Annotated in this window: 7 protein-coding genes; 3 read left to right on the forward strand and 4 right to left on the reverse strand. The window is 70.9% G+C overall.

The features are described from left to right. The first annotated feature begins 22 nt into the window (after positions 1 to 22). Positions 23 to 6,043 carry an AAA family ATPase gene (locus tag WMF26_RS23785; protein WP_438002149.1) on the forward strand — a complete coding sequence of 2,007 codons (6,021 nt, stop codon included), beginning with the start codon at positions 23 to 25 and terminating at the stop codon, positions 6,041 to 6,043. 21 nt (positions 6,044 to 6,064) lie between these two features. Here the strand turns inward: WMF26_RS23785 and WMF26_RS23790 are convergent, their stop codons facing one another. Both WMF26_RS23790 and WMF26_RS23795 read right to left on the reverse strand, forming a co-directional pair. After that, complete coding sequence (locus WMF26_RS23790; RefSeq protein ID WP_438002150.1) at positions 6,065 to 7,198, reverse strand: acyl-CoA dehydrogenase family protein; 1,134 nt, start codon at positions 7,196 to 7,198, stop codon at positions 6,065 to 6,067. 92 nt (positions 7,199 to 7,290) lie between these two features. Next, complete coding sequence (locus tag WMF26_RS23795; protein WP_438002151.1) at positions 7,291 to 7,554, reverse strand: hypothetical protein; 264 nt, start codon at positions 7,552 to 7,554, stop codon at positions 7,291 to 7,293. Between the two features lie 261 nt (positions 7,555 to 7,815). Here WMF26_RS23795 and WMF26_RS23800 point away from each other — a divergent pair, with 261 nt between their 5' ends. Both WMF26_RS23800 and WMF26_RS23805 read left to right on the forward strand, forming a co-directional pair. After that, the gene (locus tag WMF26_RS23800; protein ID WP_438002152.1) at positions 7,816 to 8,931 is read left to right on the forward strand and encodes a hypothetical protein; all 1,116 of its coding nucleotides are present in this window, start codon (positions 7,816 to 7,818) and stop codon (positions 8,929 to 8,931) included. Positions 8,932 to 9,049: 118 nt separating this feature from the next. Beyond that, positions 9,050 to 10,684, forward strand: coding sequence for an amidase (locus tag WMF26_RS23805; protein WP_438002153.1), 1,635 nt, complete (start codon positions 9,050 to 9,052; stop codon positions 10,682 to 10,684). A gap of 179 nt (positions 10,685 to 10,863) precedes the next feature. Here WMF26_RS23805 and WMF26_RS23810 read toward each other — a convergent pair whose 3' ends face one another. Both WMF26_RS23810 and WMF26_RS23815 read right to left on the reverse strand, forming a co-directional pair. Continuing rightward, positions 10,864 to 12,207 (reverse strand): tyrosinase family protein, encoded by a 1,344-nt coding sequence (locus WMF26_RS23810; RefSeq protein ID WP_438002154.1) that lies wholly within the window; start codon positions 12,205 to 12,207, stop codon positions 10,864 to 10,866. A 534-nt stretch (positions 12,208 to 12,741) separates the two neighbouring features. Then, positions 12,742 to 15,456, reverse strand: coding sequence for an RICIN domain-containing protein (locus tag WMF26_RS23815; RefSeq protein ID WP_438002155.1), 2,715 nt, complete (start codon positions 15,454 to 15,456; stop codon positions 12,742 to 12,744). Positions 15,457 to 15,753: the final 297 nt, after the last annotated feature.

Here is a 15,753-nt window from a genome sequence, read left to right on the forward strand (position 1 = left end):
CCTGAAGAGGAGCTGAACCGGGATGGATCTCAGAGACTACGCTGTGGGGGAGGTGCTGCACGAAGGGACCGAGACCCGCGTGTGCCGCGCGGTCCATCGCCCCTCGGGCGACAGGGTGGTGCTCAAGCTCCCTGCGACGCCCGAGCCGAGCTCGCGCGTGACGGGGCGCCTCCTGCATGAGCATCAGATCCTGACGCAGCTCGGGGCGGTGCCCGGGGTGCCGCGGGCGCGGGAGCTCGTGCAGCAGGGCGGCGCGGTCGGCCTGGCGCTCGAGGACCCCGGCCTCCGGTCGCTGGATCGCGTCCTCGCCGAGCGAGGGCGCTTGCCGGTGGACGCGGGGCTGAGGCTCGGCGCGCTCCTCGCGCGGGTCCTCGAGGCCGTGCACGCGGCGGGCGTGACCCACAAGGACGTCAAGCCGCAGAACGTCCTCGTCGATGCGGCGTACTCGCAGGTCAAGCTGCTCGACTTCGGCATCGCCTCGTCGCTGCCGCTGGAGGCGACGGCGGCGAGCATCCCCGAAGGGCTCGAGGGGACGCTCGCGTACATGTCGCCGGAGCAGACGGGCCGCACGGCGCGGGCGATCGACGCGCGCACCGACCTGTACTCGCTCGGCGTGACGCTCTTCGAGGCGCTCTCGGGTCGGCTGCCGTTCACCGATCGCGACCCCCTCTCGCTGGTGCACGCGCACCTGGCCAGGGAGCCGCCCGCCCTCGACGAGGTCGCCCCGGAGGTGCCCCCGGGCGTCGCGGCCATCGCGGGAAGGCTCCTGGCGAAGAACCCCGACCGGCGGTACCAGACGGCCCGGGGCGCAGCGGAAGACCTGGAGCGCGCGCTCCGCCTGTGGCGCGAGCGCGGCGCGGTGGAGCGGTTCCCGCTCGGGAGCAGGGATTTCTCGCACAAGCTGCGGCTGCCCGACGTCCTCGTCGGGCGAGAGCGCGAGCGCGAGCGCCTCGGCGCGTGCTTCGCCCGCGCCGCCGAGGGCGCGGCGGAGCTCGTGCTCATCGGCGGGCCGTCCGGCATCGGCAAGACGGCGCTGGTGCGCACCGTCTACGGGGACATCGCGGCCCGAGGGCGCGGCCTCTTGATCTCGGGCAAGCACGACCAGCTCGCGCGGTCGACGCCGTACGCGGCCATGGCGCAGGCGTTCGGGGCGCTCATGCAGCAGTGGCTGGCGAGCCCGAAGCCGGTGCTCAGCGCGTGGCGGGAGCGCATCGAGGCCGACGTCGGCGAGAACGCGCGGCTCATCGCCGACGTGGTGCCGGAGCTCGACCGGATCATGGGCGAGCTCGCGCCGGTGCCGCCGGTGCAGGGCGATCAGGTGCTCGCCCGCCAGCGGCTCACCTGGCTCGACTTCGTGCGGGCGGTCACGGCGCCGAACGCGCCGCTCGTGATGTTCCTCGACGACATGCAGTGGGCCGACAGCGCCACGCTCGAGATCCTGAAGACGCTGCTCACCGACGCGGAGCGCGGCGATCTCCTGGTGATCGCGGCCTACCGCGACAACGAGGCGCCCCCCGAGCACCCGCTGTGGAGGCTCGTCTCGTCGGTGGAAGAGAGCGGAGCGAGGGTGTCGAGGATGTCGGTGCGCCCCCTGTCGGAGGCGCACGTGCAAGCGTGGGCGGCGCGGGCGCTCGACAGCGAGGTGACGGGGGTCGAGCCGCTCTCCCGGGTGCTGTGGCACAAGACCCGAGGAAACCCGTTCTTCATGGAGCAACTGCTGCTCTCGCTGCACAAGCAGGGCAAGGTGGTCCGCGACCCGGAGAGCGGCGCGTGGCGCTGGGAGCAAAAGGACCTGGAGCAGGCGCAGATCACCGACAACGTCGTGGCCTTCCTGACGGACAAGGTGCGCGAGATGCCCGAGGCGACCCAGCAGCTCCTGGGGCTCGCGGCGTGCGCGGGGCACACGTTCCACCTCCACGATCTGGAGCGGCTCAGCGGGTGGGAGCGCGCCCGGGTGACCGGAGCGCTGTGGCCCGCGCTGCAGGAGGAGCTCCTGGTGCCGGCCGACGGAGCCTACCGGACGGCGCAGGCGCTGGGGCAGAGCGGAGAAGGCGCGCCGGACGCGGAATACCGCTTCTTGCACGACCGCGTGCAACAGGCGAGCTACGAGCGCGCCTCGCCGGAGCAGCGCGTCCTGGCGCACCTGGAGATCGGCCGGCGGCTCTGGGCGCGGCACCGGGCGCAGGGCGGCACACCGCAGCAGCTCCTGGAGCTGGTGCGGCACCTGAACCTGGGCGCGGCGCGGATGGACGCCGAGGACGAGCGCGCGTCGCTCGCGCGCCTGAACCTCGAGGCCGCCCGCGCCGCGAAGGCGGCGAGCTCGCACCGGCTCCTCGCCAGCCTCGCCGAGGCGGGGCAGGCGCTGCTCGGCGACGACGCGTGGCGCGAGCACCCGGCGCTGTCCGCGGAGCTCGCGCTGGAGCGGCTCGAGGCCGCCTTCCTGATGCGGGAGTTCGACGACGTCGAGGCGCGGTCCGCACGGCTGCTCGCGATGCCCCTGCCGGCGCTGGCCAGGCTCTCGGTGCAGGAGCTCCGCGTCCGCTGCATCCAGGCAGCAGGCCAGTTCGCGCGCGGGGTGGAGCTGGGGCTCGCCGCGCTCGCGGAGCAGGACGTCGTGTTTCCGGACACCGACGAGGCCCGCCGCGCCGCGCTCCTCGAGGAGTCCGCCGAGCTGGATCGATGGTTCGAGGGCGACCCGGAGGCGTTCGACCGGATGCCCCCCGATCCATCGCCGGCGCACGTGCTCGTCGACGCGCTGACGATGCACCTGATGGTCTGCGCGGCGATCGGCGGCCAGCCGATCCTGTCCGCGCTCGTGATCGTCCGCGCGGTGCACCGGGTGCGGCGGCAGGGCGTGCTCACGCCGGTCTCTCCCTTCATCATCGTCTGTTTCGCCAACGTGTGGTCGCTCACCACGGGGCTCTATCGCCGCGCCGCGAGCTGGGTCGGGCCTGGCGTGCGCGCGGCCGAGCGCGTGGCGTCCCCCTTCCTCGCAGAGTGCCTGTCCTTCGAGGGCCAGTACACGGCCTACGTCCGCCCCGCGGACGAGATGGCGCCCATCTTCGAGCGGACCTGCGCGACCGGCCTGAAGGTCGGCTCGTTCCAGGGGGCGAGCTGGGGGCTCGAAGGCGACCTGTTCTACTACCGGGTGTGGCGCGGCCAGCCGCTCGGCCAGATCGAGGCGCACCGCGCGGCCCGCTGGGGGCTGATGCAGCGCGCGGGCACCGCGCTCGGGACCCACTATTTCGAGGCGGTCGCCTCGTGGTGCGGCCTCCTGTCGACCGCGGACGGCGCGGGGAGGCTCCGCTCGGAAGAGCCGTTTTCACGAGGGTCCCGCTCCCTCCTGGCCGACGGGGACGTGATGGCGGCCGAGCTCGCGCGCATCCTCGAGGCCCACCTGTTCCTCGCCGCGGGCGCCGCTCCGATGGCGCTCGCGCGAGCTCGGGAGGCCGAGCAGTTCCGCATGTCCATCTTCGGCTTTCCGCCGGTGACCGACGTGCCGCTCTGGCTCGCGCTCGCGGCCGCGCGGTGCTGGCTGGAGGTCACCGACGCGGAGGAGCGGGCCAGGCTCCGCGAGCACATCGAGCACGGCCTCGCGCGACTCCGGTATTTCGCCGAGGGGAGCGCGGACAACTTCCTCCACAAGCTGCGCCTCCTCGAGGCGGAGCACGCCCGCGTGCAAGGCAAGACCGACGAGGCCATGGCCAGGTACGACGAGGCCATCGAGCTCGCGCGCGGGCAGCGATTCCTGCACATCGAGGCGCTCGCGGCCCAGCTCTCCGCCGAGTTCCACCTGGAGGCGGGCAGGCGCCGCATCGGCGCGCTGTACCTGCGCGAGGCCCGGGACGCCTATCTCCGCTGGGGCGCGCACGCCGTCGTCGCCCACCTGGAGGCGAGGTGGCCCGCCCTGCTGCGCGCGCCGGCTCAGCCCTCGGCCGCGGAGCGCCGCCTCACGACGGGCGTCTCCACGCTGACCACCACCGGCGTCGCCGGCGGCGCGCAGCTCGACGTGAACACCGCGGTGCGCGCGGCGCGGGCGCTGTCGAGCGAGCTCGACCCCGAGCGGGTCGTCGGCCGGCTGATGGAGCTCGTGCTGGAGAGCGCCGGGGCGCAGCGCGGCGCCCTCTTGCTGGCCGAGGGCGAGGAGCTCTCGCTGGTGGCGCGGCTCTCGGTGCACGGAGGCCGGATCGAGACGGGCCTGTCCGAGCCGCTCTCGCAGAGCGCGGACATCGCGAGGACGGTCGTGAACTACGTCGCGCGCACGAGCGAGCCGGTCGTGGCCGACGACGCCCGGGCCGACGCGCGCTTCGCGGCCGATCCGTACCTCGCCGCGCACCCCGTCCTCTCGCTCCTCTCGCTGCCGCTCTCGCATCGAGGGCGGCTCCTCGGCGTGCTCTACCTCGAGCACCGCGAGGTGCCCGCGGCGTTCCCCGAGCGGCGGGTGGAGCTCCTGTCGATGCTCGCCGCGCAGGCCGCGATCGCCGTGGAGAACGCCCTCCTCTACCGGGACCTCGAGGCCAAGATCAAGGAGCGCACCGCCGAGCTCCGCGTCGCCAAGGAGGCGGCGGAGCGCGCCAGCCAGGCCAAGAGCGACTTTCTCTCCAGCATGAGCCACGAGCTGCGCACGCCGCTCAACGGCATCATCGGCTACGCGCAGATCCTGGAGCGGACGCCCGAGCTCCCGCCGGCGTGGCGGGACGGGCTGAGCGTCATCCAGAAATCGAGCCAGCACCTGCTCTCGCTCATCAACGACCTGCTGCAGCTGGCCAAGATCGAGGCGGGCAAGATGGACGCCGTCGTGACGGTGGTCCGGTTGCCTGCGCTCGTGCAGATGGTCGTCGACCTGTGCCGCGTGCGCGCCGAGGCCAAGGGGATCGCGTTCACCCACGAGCTGCGCGGCCCGGCGCTCGAGGCCGTCCGCGCCGACGAGAAGCGGCTGACGCAGGTGCTCTTGAACCTCCTCGGCAACGCCATCAAGTTCACCGAGCGCGGAGGCGTGCTCTTCCGGGTCGACGTGCTGGACGAGCGCGTCCCCGCGGGGCGGATGGTGCGCTTCCGCGTCGAGGACACCGGTCCCGGGATCGCCGCGGAGCACCTGTCGCGCATCTTCGAGCCCTTCGAGCAGGTGGGCGAGCAGGGCGCGAGGAGCGAGGGCACCGGGCTCGGCCTCGCCATCACGAGGAAGCTGGTCGAGCAGCTGGGCGGGGCGATCGAGGTGCAGAGCGAGGTCGGCGAGGGCAGCGCGTTCACCGTGACGCTCCCGCTCGCCGAGGCGCGACCCGCGGAGCAGGCGGCGAGCCCGGGCGAGGCCCGGCGGTGGGACGCGATCGTCGGCTATCGGGGGGAGCGCCGCACGATCCTGATCGTCGACGACAACCCCCAGAATCGCGCCGTGGTGCGCGGGCTCCTCGGCCCGCTCGGCTTCGAGCTGTGCGAAGCGGACGGCGGCGAAGCGGCGCTGCGCGTGGCCGCCGAGCGCGCGCCGGCGCTCATCCTGATGGACGTGTACATGCGGGGCATGGGCGGCTGCGAGGCCACGCGCCGCCTCCGGCGCATGCCCGAGCTCCGGGGCGTCGCCATCCTGGCCTCGTCGGCGAGCGTCGCCGAGGCCGAGCAGCAGAAGTGCGCCGCTGCCGGCTGCGACGACTTCCTCCCCAAGCCGATCCAGGCGGGCGCCCTCCTCGACAAGATATCGCGCCTCCTCGGCGTCGAGTGGCTCCGCCGCGACGAGGCGCCCGCGCAGGGCTCGCCGGCCGAGCGGGCCGCCGACGGCGACGGCGACGGCGGGCGCCTCACGCCGCCCTCGGCCGACGACCTGGCCACGCTGTCGGCGCTCGCGAGCAAGGGGCTCGTGCACAGGATCCTGGAAGAGGCGGAGCGGCTCCGGCTGCACGACCCGCGGCTCACGCCCTGGATCGAGCAGCTCACGGCGCTCGCGCGCGGCTACCAGACCCGGAAGCTGCGGGAGTTCGTCGGCGCGTACGCCGAAGGCGGCGCGGACCGCATCGAAGAAGGTCGCGCGGCTCCCCAGGAACCGGCGTAGGGCGCCGCGCGGCCCCTGCCCTCACGGCCGCGCGCGGTCGATCGCGCCGGCGCCCCGGCCGAGCAGCCGCTGCACCGTCGCCGCCTGCAGATCGCGCGTCTGGGCCGTGAGCGAGTAGAGCATCGCCTCGCGGAAGAGGCGCTGCGCGGCGTGGTCCAGGCGGTTCGCGCTGCCGCCGGTCGCGGCGACCGCCGCGTGCGCGGCGCGGACGCCGAGATCGACGCACGAGGCGCGGGCGCGGACCGCGTGCTCGGCGTACCCCTCGGCCTCGGGCTGGTCCGCCCATGCGTTCACCTCGGCGCGGGCGGCCTCCCGCTCGTCCTCGAGCGCCCGTGCGGCGCCGGCCAGCTGCGCGTCGCCGCGGCGCTCGGCCAGCGACGCGAGCAGGGCGGCGGCGGCGCCGGCCGCGCCCAGGGACAGCGCCGCCGGCGTCAGCAGGCCCGCCACGTCGCGGGCGGCCTGCTGCTCGCGCGTCACGGTGGCGATCACCTGCTCGGGGCCGACGCGCAGCGCGCGCAGCGTCAGCGACACCGTGGCCGAGGCGTTCATCGCGCTCAGGCGGAGCGGCGCGGACGCCTCGATGGCGTCGCCGGCCGAGAGCGGCGTCAGCACGTACATCAGGCGGCCGTCGGGGAGCGTACCGGCGATGACCGCGTCGTCGGCGAGCCCGTGGCCGGTCAACCACGGCACGGTGCCGTCGAGTCGTACGTGGTCGCCGTCGGGCTCGATCCGGACCATCGGCGGTCCCGGGCGGCGGACGTGCGAGAAGCCCACGGTGCAGAGGCGCTCTCCGGAGGCCAGGCGAGGCAGGGCGCGCTCCTTGAGCGCCTCGTTGTCGCCGCGCGCGATGAGCGGGCACGCGGCGGTGGCGTGCTGCATCTGGACGAACGCGGTCACCCCGCAGGCGCCGGCGAGGATCTCCAGGACCTCGCGCGCGACCCGCGCCGGCGCCCCGAGGCCGCCGTAGCGCGCGGGCGTCGCGATCCCGAGGAGACCGGCGCCCGCGAGCGCGCGGAGGTGCTCGCGCGGGACGCTATCGGCCTGATCCGTGGTGTTCGCCGCCGGAGCGAGCACGAGCGCCGCGAGCTCGCGGGCGCGCTCGAGCGGCGCGATCGCGTCGGCCCCGGCGGGCGGCGTGGGCGATGCGGGGGACATGCGACGGCAGTGTAGGCTGCGGCGGCTCCCCCGGAACCCGGCGCGGGCCGCGGCCGGCCGTAAAATCCGCGCAAGCCATTGGAATCATTGATTTATGGGCGTTGCACGCGGAGCGCCCTCGCGCGCGCCTCGACCAGGCGGTCGGCCAGCACCGCCCCGCCGCGGGGCGGCGTCGGGTTGATTTTCAATTCTCCCCGGACCCTCTCGGCAGCCTCCTCGTTGAATTTCAATTCTCCCCGGACCCTCTCGGCAGCCTCCTCGTTGAATTTCAATTCTCCCCGGACCCTCTCGGCAGCCTCCTCGTTGAATTTCAATTCTCCCCGGACCCTCTCGGCAGCCTCCTCGTTGAATTTCAATTCTCCTCGGACCCTCTCGACCGTTCCTCTCGCGTCAAATTCTTTCACCCACACCACCCGCGCGCAACTCTTCGTCTGACGCGCCGCGCAGACCGACCGCCATGTTCGTGACGCTGCTGAACCGCAACTCCGGTCGGTAGAGGATGGGGCAGCGCTCACGCCGGAGCTGCCGCGCGGGGGGGCTGGCGGGGCCGCTGCGGGCAGAGGGCTGCCTCACGCTTTCAGGCCTCCGGCCAGCGCGGGAATGATAGTCTCTGGATCATGGCAAGACTTCGTTTCGTGACTCGCTTCTGCGCTGCGCTCGCGGCCTCCTGGCTGCCGGTCATCGCTTGTTCGGCGAGCGGCGGCGGCAACGGCAACAACACGGGAAATGGCGAGGGCGGGCAAAGCGCGAGCGGCCCCGGCGCCGTCAGCAGCAGCAGCGGCGACTTTGGCGGCGAGATCGGGCTGACGAGCTCGGGTCCGGGCGGCGAGCCGCCGGCTGACGCCGGGCATCAGACGACCTGCGATGACGAGGGCAACTGCACCTGCATCAACATCGCGTCGATCGGCCATGAGGGCGTCTGGGGCCCGTGCAGCAGCGACAGCACCACGGCGCTCCAGACCTGGCTCAACACGCAGAGCACGGCCCAGGTCGACAACTACAACATGGAGAAGCCCACGCTCACGCCGGAGTTCCTCGCCAAGTACGACGTGATCCTGCTCCAGTGGATGGTGACGAAGGGCGCGCAGAACGACGACGGGCAGCCCTGGCAGTTCACGCCTGACGAGGTGAAGGCGCTCGAGGACTGGGTCAACAGCGGAGGTGGTCTCATCGCGCTGAGCGGCTATCAGTGCAATGGACAGGGGTGCATGATCCACGACGTCACGGCGACCAACCAGCTCCTCTCGTTCACGGACATCCAGTTCAACGCCGACGGCGTGCTGGATCCTGCGCGGACCAACTGCGCGAACTGCAACTGCTGGGGCGGCCCGGTGCCGCTCGGCGGCCCCCTCCCCGGGAGCGTGGGCACCTGGAACCAGGACACGCCGATCGGCAAGGACATCCAGAGCGTCGGCGCCTACATCGCGCGCTCGATCAAATCGACGACGGCGACCGTCGACTGCACCGACGGCACGAACAATTTCGCGGTCCACAAGGAGGTCGGCAAAGGCCACGTCGTCGCGTATGGCGACGAGTGGGTGACCTATTCGGGCCAGTGGCTCGGGACGGCGGCGTGCATCAATCCCCAGATGTACATGGACCCGAACAGCCCCTGCTACGAGAGATCGGCGGCGCAGGTCTTTCAGATCTCGCAGTTCTGGTACAACGCGCTGAAATACGCGGCGTCCTCGATCGAGTGTTTCACGATCGAGGATCCGGCCATCATCAAGTGACGCCGGGCCGCTGGACGTACGCATCGAAAGTCGAGCAGCCTCGGGACGAATTTCTTGTATAGTACAGCTCGATAAACTGACGCGATCTGCGTCTTGAACCGAGAGCGAGCGATCCTTCATGAAGAAGCACAAACGTCCAGGCGGCGAGTGGATCGCCGCCATGTTGCTTGGCGTCGTCCTGGGGAACCCCGGCGACGCCGCCGCGGCGGCGGGCCCTGTCCGCGCCCACCACATCGACGTGACCGAGCTCACGATCTCGAAGATCCAGAAGGCGTACAGGAACAGACATTACACCGCAGAGGCCCTGACCCAGGCCTACCTCGACAGGATCGAGCAGTACGAGCCGTCCTACAACGCCTTCACCTTCTTGAACCCGGGCGCGCTCGACGAGGCGCGCGCGATCGACAGGAAGCGGAGGAAAGGCGAGCCGCTCGGCCCGCTGGCGGGGATCCCGGTGGTCATCAAGGAATCGATGGACGTCGTCGGGCTGCCGTCGACGGCCGGCTGGGCGCCCCTCAGCGCCGCGGCGGGCGGCGTCGATCTGTTCCCGATCGAGAACGCCGTCGTCGTCGAGCGGCTGATTCGAGCGGGCGCCATCATCCTCGGCAAGACAAACATCCCGGCCTTCAGCGACGACGGGACCCGGGCCAACAGCAGCTGGGCAGGTCCCACGTACAACGCCGTCGACAGGGACCTGGCGCCCGGCGCGAGCAGCAGCGGGACCGCCACGGCGGTGGCCGCCAGCTTCGCGGTGCTGGGCCTCGCGGAGGAGACGGGGGGCTCCATCCAGAACCCCGCGGCGGCGCAGAGCCTCGTCGGCGTCAAGCCGACGTTCGCCCTGGTCCCCACGGCGGGCATCGTGCCGCTGGCCGGCAGCACGAGGGACGTCGCAGGGCCGATCGCCAAGACCGTCCTCGACGCGGCCCTGGTGATGGACGTGCTGGCCGGCTACAGCCCGGAGGACCCCAAGACGAGCGCCTCCGATGGCCGGCTGCCCCCGCACGGGTACACGAGCGAGCTCAGCAAGACTGCCCTTCGCCGGAAGCGGATCGGGCTGTACGGCCCGGGCTTTCGCTCGAGCGCCCTGTCGCCGGAGACCGCGGATCTCTACGCGCGCGCCGTCCTGGAGCTCGAGCGCCAGGGCGCGACCGTCGTCGACGATCCCTTCGCCGGCAGCGGCTTCGCCGAGCTGGCCTTGCCCGGCGAGCCCTACGACATGCGAGGCACGGAGTCGCTCGCCCACGACTTCCAGCGATACCTCGCGGGATTGACGTTCGACGGGGGCGTGGTCGGCTCGATCGACGAGCTGTCGCTCATCGCGGGGGTATCTCCGTTTCAAGAGGACGGCGGCCCGCTGTTCTGGTACGTCGAGAAGCTCCCTGTCCTCGCGGATTCGCTGCTTCACCCGGAGGCGCCGCCCGATCTATCGAGCTTCTGGGCCCTTCGGGGCCAGTACCTGAGCCTCTTCGACGCCGTGATGGCCGAGCACGATCTGGATGCCCTGGCGTTTCCGCAGACCTACGAGGTGATCCCGGAGCTCTTCAGCGCGGACACCTACGCGGCGACCACGGAATCGGCGATCAACATCGCCGGTTTGCCCGGGGTGGTCGTGCCTGCTGGCCAGTACGAGAACGGCGCCCCCTTCGGCTTGATCTTCGTCGGCCCCCTCTGGAGCGAGCCCCGCCTGCTGGGGTATGCCTATGACTACGAGCAGGCGACCCGGCACAGGGTCGAGGCCGAGCTGACGCTGTAGCCGGCGCGCGGGACGCCGAGCTCCGGCCGCGCGCACCGCCGCGCCAGGCCGTCCCCGGGGCGGTCACCGGACGAGAGACCAGCCATCCAATCGCGCGACTCTCTCGACGTCCACGCCCCCCCGAGGGCGGCGCTCCGAACCGAGGATTCCATGGTGCCCATGCTCGACCTCCCGAGGGCTCATGCGGTCGCGATGACCACGCGCCGGATCGTTACGCGCACGACTGGCGTGGATCTCCCCGCGGCTGCGGCCGACATGTTCTCTGCGCCACCCGGCGGGATGAGCTCACGCATGATGAAGCTCACCTTCGGTGAAACGTCCGCCCACTCGCCGCGCTCGGCCATCGTGCGCACGTGGGCCGTGACGTCGAAGGCCTGGTCGACGGTGGCCGGCCCGTGCGGGTGCCCGTGGCCGCGCGCGACGAAGAACCCCATGTTGCCCACGTAGTAATGGCTCTGGTAGTCCGGCGGCGTCCCTTCGGGGAGGTTCAGATAAACCTCATAGGTGACACCTGGGTTCCGCTCGAACGCGATGCCCTCGAGGCTCAGGACGATCTGCGTCTCGACGAGCTCTTTCGTCGCGAGGGTCCTGAGGACGGCGACGTCTTCGGGCGACATCTCGACCAGCACCGAGACCGGCTCGGCCCCGAGCGCGATCGGCGCTCTGCTGGTCCCGCGGACGGCCGCGGCGAGCTCCGGGCTCCTGGCAGCAGCGCTGCTCTCTCCAGCGAGGCGAACCGTCGCGAGCGGCGGCGGATCATCGTCATAGCGGTAGCCTAGCTGGAGGACCGTGTCGGTGATCTCTTCGCCCGTCATCCGCACGAGGCTGCCGTTCTCGTCGACGAAATCGAAGCTGAGGCGCCACCAGGCCTCCTCGTCCTCCGAGCGTCCTGGGTAGCCGCGCCCTCCGCCCTGGTCGAGCCAGCGCTTCCACAATCGGTCGATGTTCGCGTGGTGCGGCCAGAAGATGGGATCTTGCGCGGCCGTTTCCGTGTAGCTCATCCAGCCATCCTGACCGCCCACCATGCCGTGGACGACGTTGTGCGGCTGCCGCTCGAGCTCCCCGGCGCGACCTCTGCCTGGCCCGGGTTGCCGGAGCGCCTCCCCACCGAAGCTCACACGCGTCCCGGGCCGAGCGCTGAAGTTGGTCAAGCGGAAGGCCGACGAAAACGTGACCGCAGACGGCGGGAGAAGGGCTCCCTGGTTGATGCCCGCTGCGCGCTCCTCGGCGTAGAGAGGGTTGGACGCATCCCCGGGCTTTCGAAACGCGGCCGGTATCGCGCGATTGCCGGCGGCGGAGTAGTTCCAGTACGGGAGCGCAAAGCCCGGATCTCCGGAGGCGGACCTCAGGATCCGCTCGAATCGGGCGAGATACATGCGGTGCCAGGAGAGAAAGAAGAAGCTGCTGTGCTGGCACGCGTTCCATCCGGGGAGCGGATTTCCACCGTCTGGCCACCCGTGAATCCCGGCCTGGTAGACCCAGCCGGTCGGATCGCGGCGATCGACCCGAGATCGACGCTGCATCTCGGCGATCCCCCGCCTGAGCGCCGCGATCTCAGGGCCTTCCGGGGAGAGGCTGTAGACGTCGCGACGTATGAACCCGCTCGAAGCCGCACTCGCGAAGCCCTTGACCTCCATGACGCCCCCTCTACAGCCCCGCCGCAGCGCCGCTCCGTGGTCGAGCCCGGAGCCTGCGAGCTCTCGAGCGCGGCGAGCCTCTTGGCCGCTGCGCTTTGCTCGTGAGAAACATAAAGAGAGCCGCGCTGAGCGGCAATCGTCGGGGGCGGTGAGGGCCGCGCGGCGTCCGGCGCACGATCTCGCGGCCCGCCTGGACTACCTGTAAAAGCCGGAGCAGCTCCTCGAATCGTGCGCCGGCAGCGCGGCCGCAGACGCATGGCTCGTCCTGGCATCACCGCGTGGCGCAGCGACCGACCTCGCGGTGCGCCTGGTGGAGGGCGCGCCGTACATCGGCGAGCACGTGTTCCTGCACGCGCGCTCGCGGACGCTCTGCCGGACGAGCCGCCGGGCGGCGGCCGTCCGACAGGGCGTTTCGCTGCGTCAGTTGGAGCGGGTCGGCGCGTACTTGTAGAAGCTCTGCGCCCACTCGATGGTCCAGATCGTCGGCTCCACGTACACGTTCTTGTCCGCGCCGAGGACCATCTCGCTCTTGATCTTCGCCATCGCCGCGAGGAAGACGCGGCGGTCGTCCTCCATGCGCGACCGCATGACGCTCGAGGGCGGGTACAGCTCCTTGACCTGCGACACGACCGCAGCGTCGTTGATCCACCCGTCGACCCCGTGCTCGCCCTTCGGCAGGCGCTCGCCGCCGGCGTCCAGCCAGTCGCGCAGATCGTTGTTGCCGCGGTTCATGCCGTCCGCGTGGCAGCCGATGCAGGAGCTGCCGGTGTTCAGGCGGCGGTCCTGGGTGGCGAAGCCCACCGTGCTGTTGATCTGCGCGTCCGACGCGTTCCGCTGGATGCGCGGATCACGCACGATGTTGACGAAGGCGTCCACGCGGCGCTGGTTGAAGCCGCCCCACAGCGAGTACCCCTGCAGGCCGTTCGGCAGATCCCAGATGACCTCCTCCGCCGACTGCTGCAGCCCGTCGGTCCCGGTGTAGTAGCGGCAGTTCACGTAGCCGCCGCCCGCGTAGCTCGGCTGCCCATCGCACCCCGGCGGCTCGGTGCCCTGCGGCTGGGCCAGGGTCGCGATGAAGCTCCAGTTGTTCGCCGAGCCGCCGATGCCGGTCCCGCTGATGAACTTCGGGATCGGGTGCGCCCAGAAGGGGAACCGGATCTGGCCCGTCTCCCACGCCTGCTCGATCGTGTTCACGCCGCCGTCGAGCTGCCCGGTGAAGACGTCCCAGGTCTTCCAGTAGTACCCGCCGCGCCGCGTCTTGGCCCTGAAGTACATGCGGGAGTCGACCGTGATGGCCTGCTTCGTGAGCATGTACTCGTACGACTTCATCCCCTGGTCCTTGATGACGCCGAGCTCGGTCTCGAGGTCGTGCGCATACCAGGGGATCGCCATGATCGCGTTGTAGACGTCCGGACGGGTCAGCGTGTAGACGAGCTGGCTCGCCTCGATGTAATCCGTCTTGAAGCCGTCGACGTAGGGCGGCAGCACGCCGCCGTCCGTGGCGCCCTCGACGTTGCCGGCGAGGACGCGCCCCCAGACCAGCCGCGCGAAGCTCGGATCCACCTGGACGTCCGACGTATACCGGTACTTCTCCCGGAAGGTGACGTCGGAGCCGACCGGCTCGCCCAGGTAGTTGACGCTGGTCCTCCCGAAGAAGACGTCGTCGTCCGACCCGCCGAAGTGGAGCTTCGTGACGCCCTTGTTGTAGCCCCAGTAGCTGCGGGTATCGAAGCGGTAGACGATGCCCTTCCCGTTGATGTCGACCGGGTTCACGATCCTGGGAGCCCAGCGCGCCGTCGAGTTCAGCGCCTTCGACAGGCCGACGCGGGCCACGTTCATCTCCTCCGCCGTGGCGCCCTTGTTGTGGATCTCGTGCAGCGAGGCGTACTTGATGAACTCCGCGTCCGCAGCGGGGACGGTGGCCTTGTCCGTCGCGATCCACGACTTGACCTGGGCCTCGGTGACCTGCTCGCCGGCCGCGACGGGGCGCGGGGTCGTCGGCAGGCTCGGCGCGACGGCGTTGGCCCACGCCGTGACGGCGGAGAGCATCTGCGTGTTCGCGTCCCTGCAGCTCGAGCCGAAGCAGTTGTGCCGGTCGATGCCCATCCGGACGACGAGCTTGGAGTCCGCCGGCTTCTTGAAGTTCACGCGCGTGAGCGCGTACTCGTGGGCCAGCGCCGGATCGACGTCGGAGTGGAGGGGCGCCTGGGCCTTGCCCGTCGAGCTGTGGCAGCCAGAGCAGTTGGTCTGCAGCAGCGGATAGACCGTCGTCTTGAAGGCTTCCAGCGACGCGGCCATGTTGAAGTTCATCTCTTTCGGGATGCAGACGGGCTCGACGTTGACGCCGCCCTTGCCGTTCGGGAGCTGGCTGTAGCCGAGCCCGCAGCCGGACGCCGGGGCGACGCCGACGTCGCCCGACCCGCCGGTGCCGCCGCCGCCGGTCCCCCCGGCACCCCCGGAGCCGCCCGCGCCGCCAGCGCCGCCCGCGCCCCCCGTGCCTCCCGCGCCGCCGGTCCCGGTGGTCGAGGAGCTCGACGTGGTCGTCGAGCTCGACGACGTCGAGGAGCTCGACGAGCCCCCCACAGCCTTGAGCGAGAACTTCTGGTTGTCTCCGTTGGCCCAGCTCCACTGGTGGAGGCTGGCGCCGTCCGCTGTCGACCGCCCCATGACGTCGAGCACCTTGTTGCTGGCGCGGTTCGTGAACCGCTGAACGGTCGAGGAGACGTCCGCGATAGAAAACTGCTGGCTCGTGGCGTTGCCGCAGCTGGACTGGACGATGGTGGCGCCGTTCGACGTCGACGAGCCGTTGACCCCGAGGCAGAGGCCGCTCTTCACGTTGCGCAGCCGGTAGTAGTTGCTCCCCGCAGACTCCACCCGAAACTGCTGGCTCGTGTCGCCGCTGCGGCACGAGGCGATCTGCGCGGCCGCCGAGCTCGCCGTGCTCCCGCCGCGGATCTCCACGCACTTGTTGCTCTGCACGCCGACCATCGTGTAGACCGCGCTCGGGTCGATCGTGAGGCCCTCGTCGAGCACGCCGCCTTCCTCGTCCTCGTAGTCCTCCGCCAGGCCGACGCAGGACACGGCGAGAAGGCCCGTCGCGGCGGCAAGCAAGAGTTGCCTGGATGCGAATCTCATGTGATTCTCCTCATTATGTTAACCAGGTAAAAAGCCGATCTCTCTACAGCTCGACGCTGCCCTTCGTTGATCGGATGCGCTCGCCGCGCGGTGAAGGCTGCCGAGGTACCGCCGCGGTTGCCCTCCGGTGAATCTCGCTCTCGAGGTCCACGGAGCGAGTGGGCTCGGTCCGTGTTCGGTCAGGCACTGCGACGAGGATAGTTATTGTTTCATGTTGGCTAGCCCGTCAAGGCGAACCTGCATTTCGCGGTGTTTTGCGAGCCGACGTGACTATTCCGAAGTCACAACAACCGCGTT

The sequence above is a fragment of the Sorangium sp. So ce185 genome, from assembly GCF_051526825.1.
Lineage (GTDB): Bacteria > Myxococcota_A > Polyangia > Polyangiales > Polyangiaceae > Sorangium > Sorangium cellulosum_D.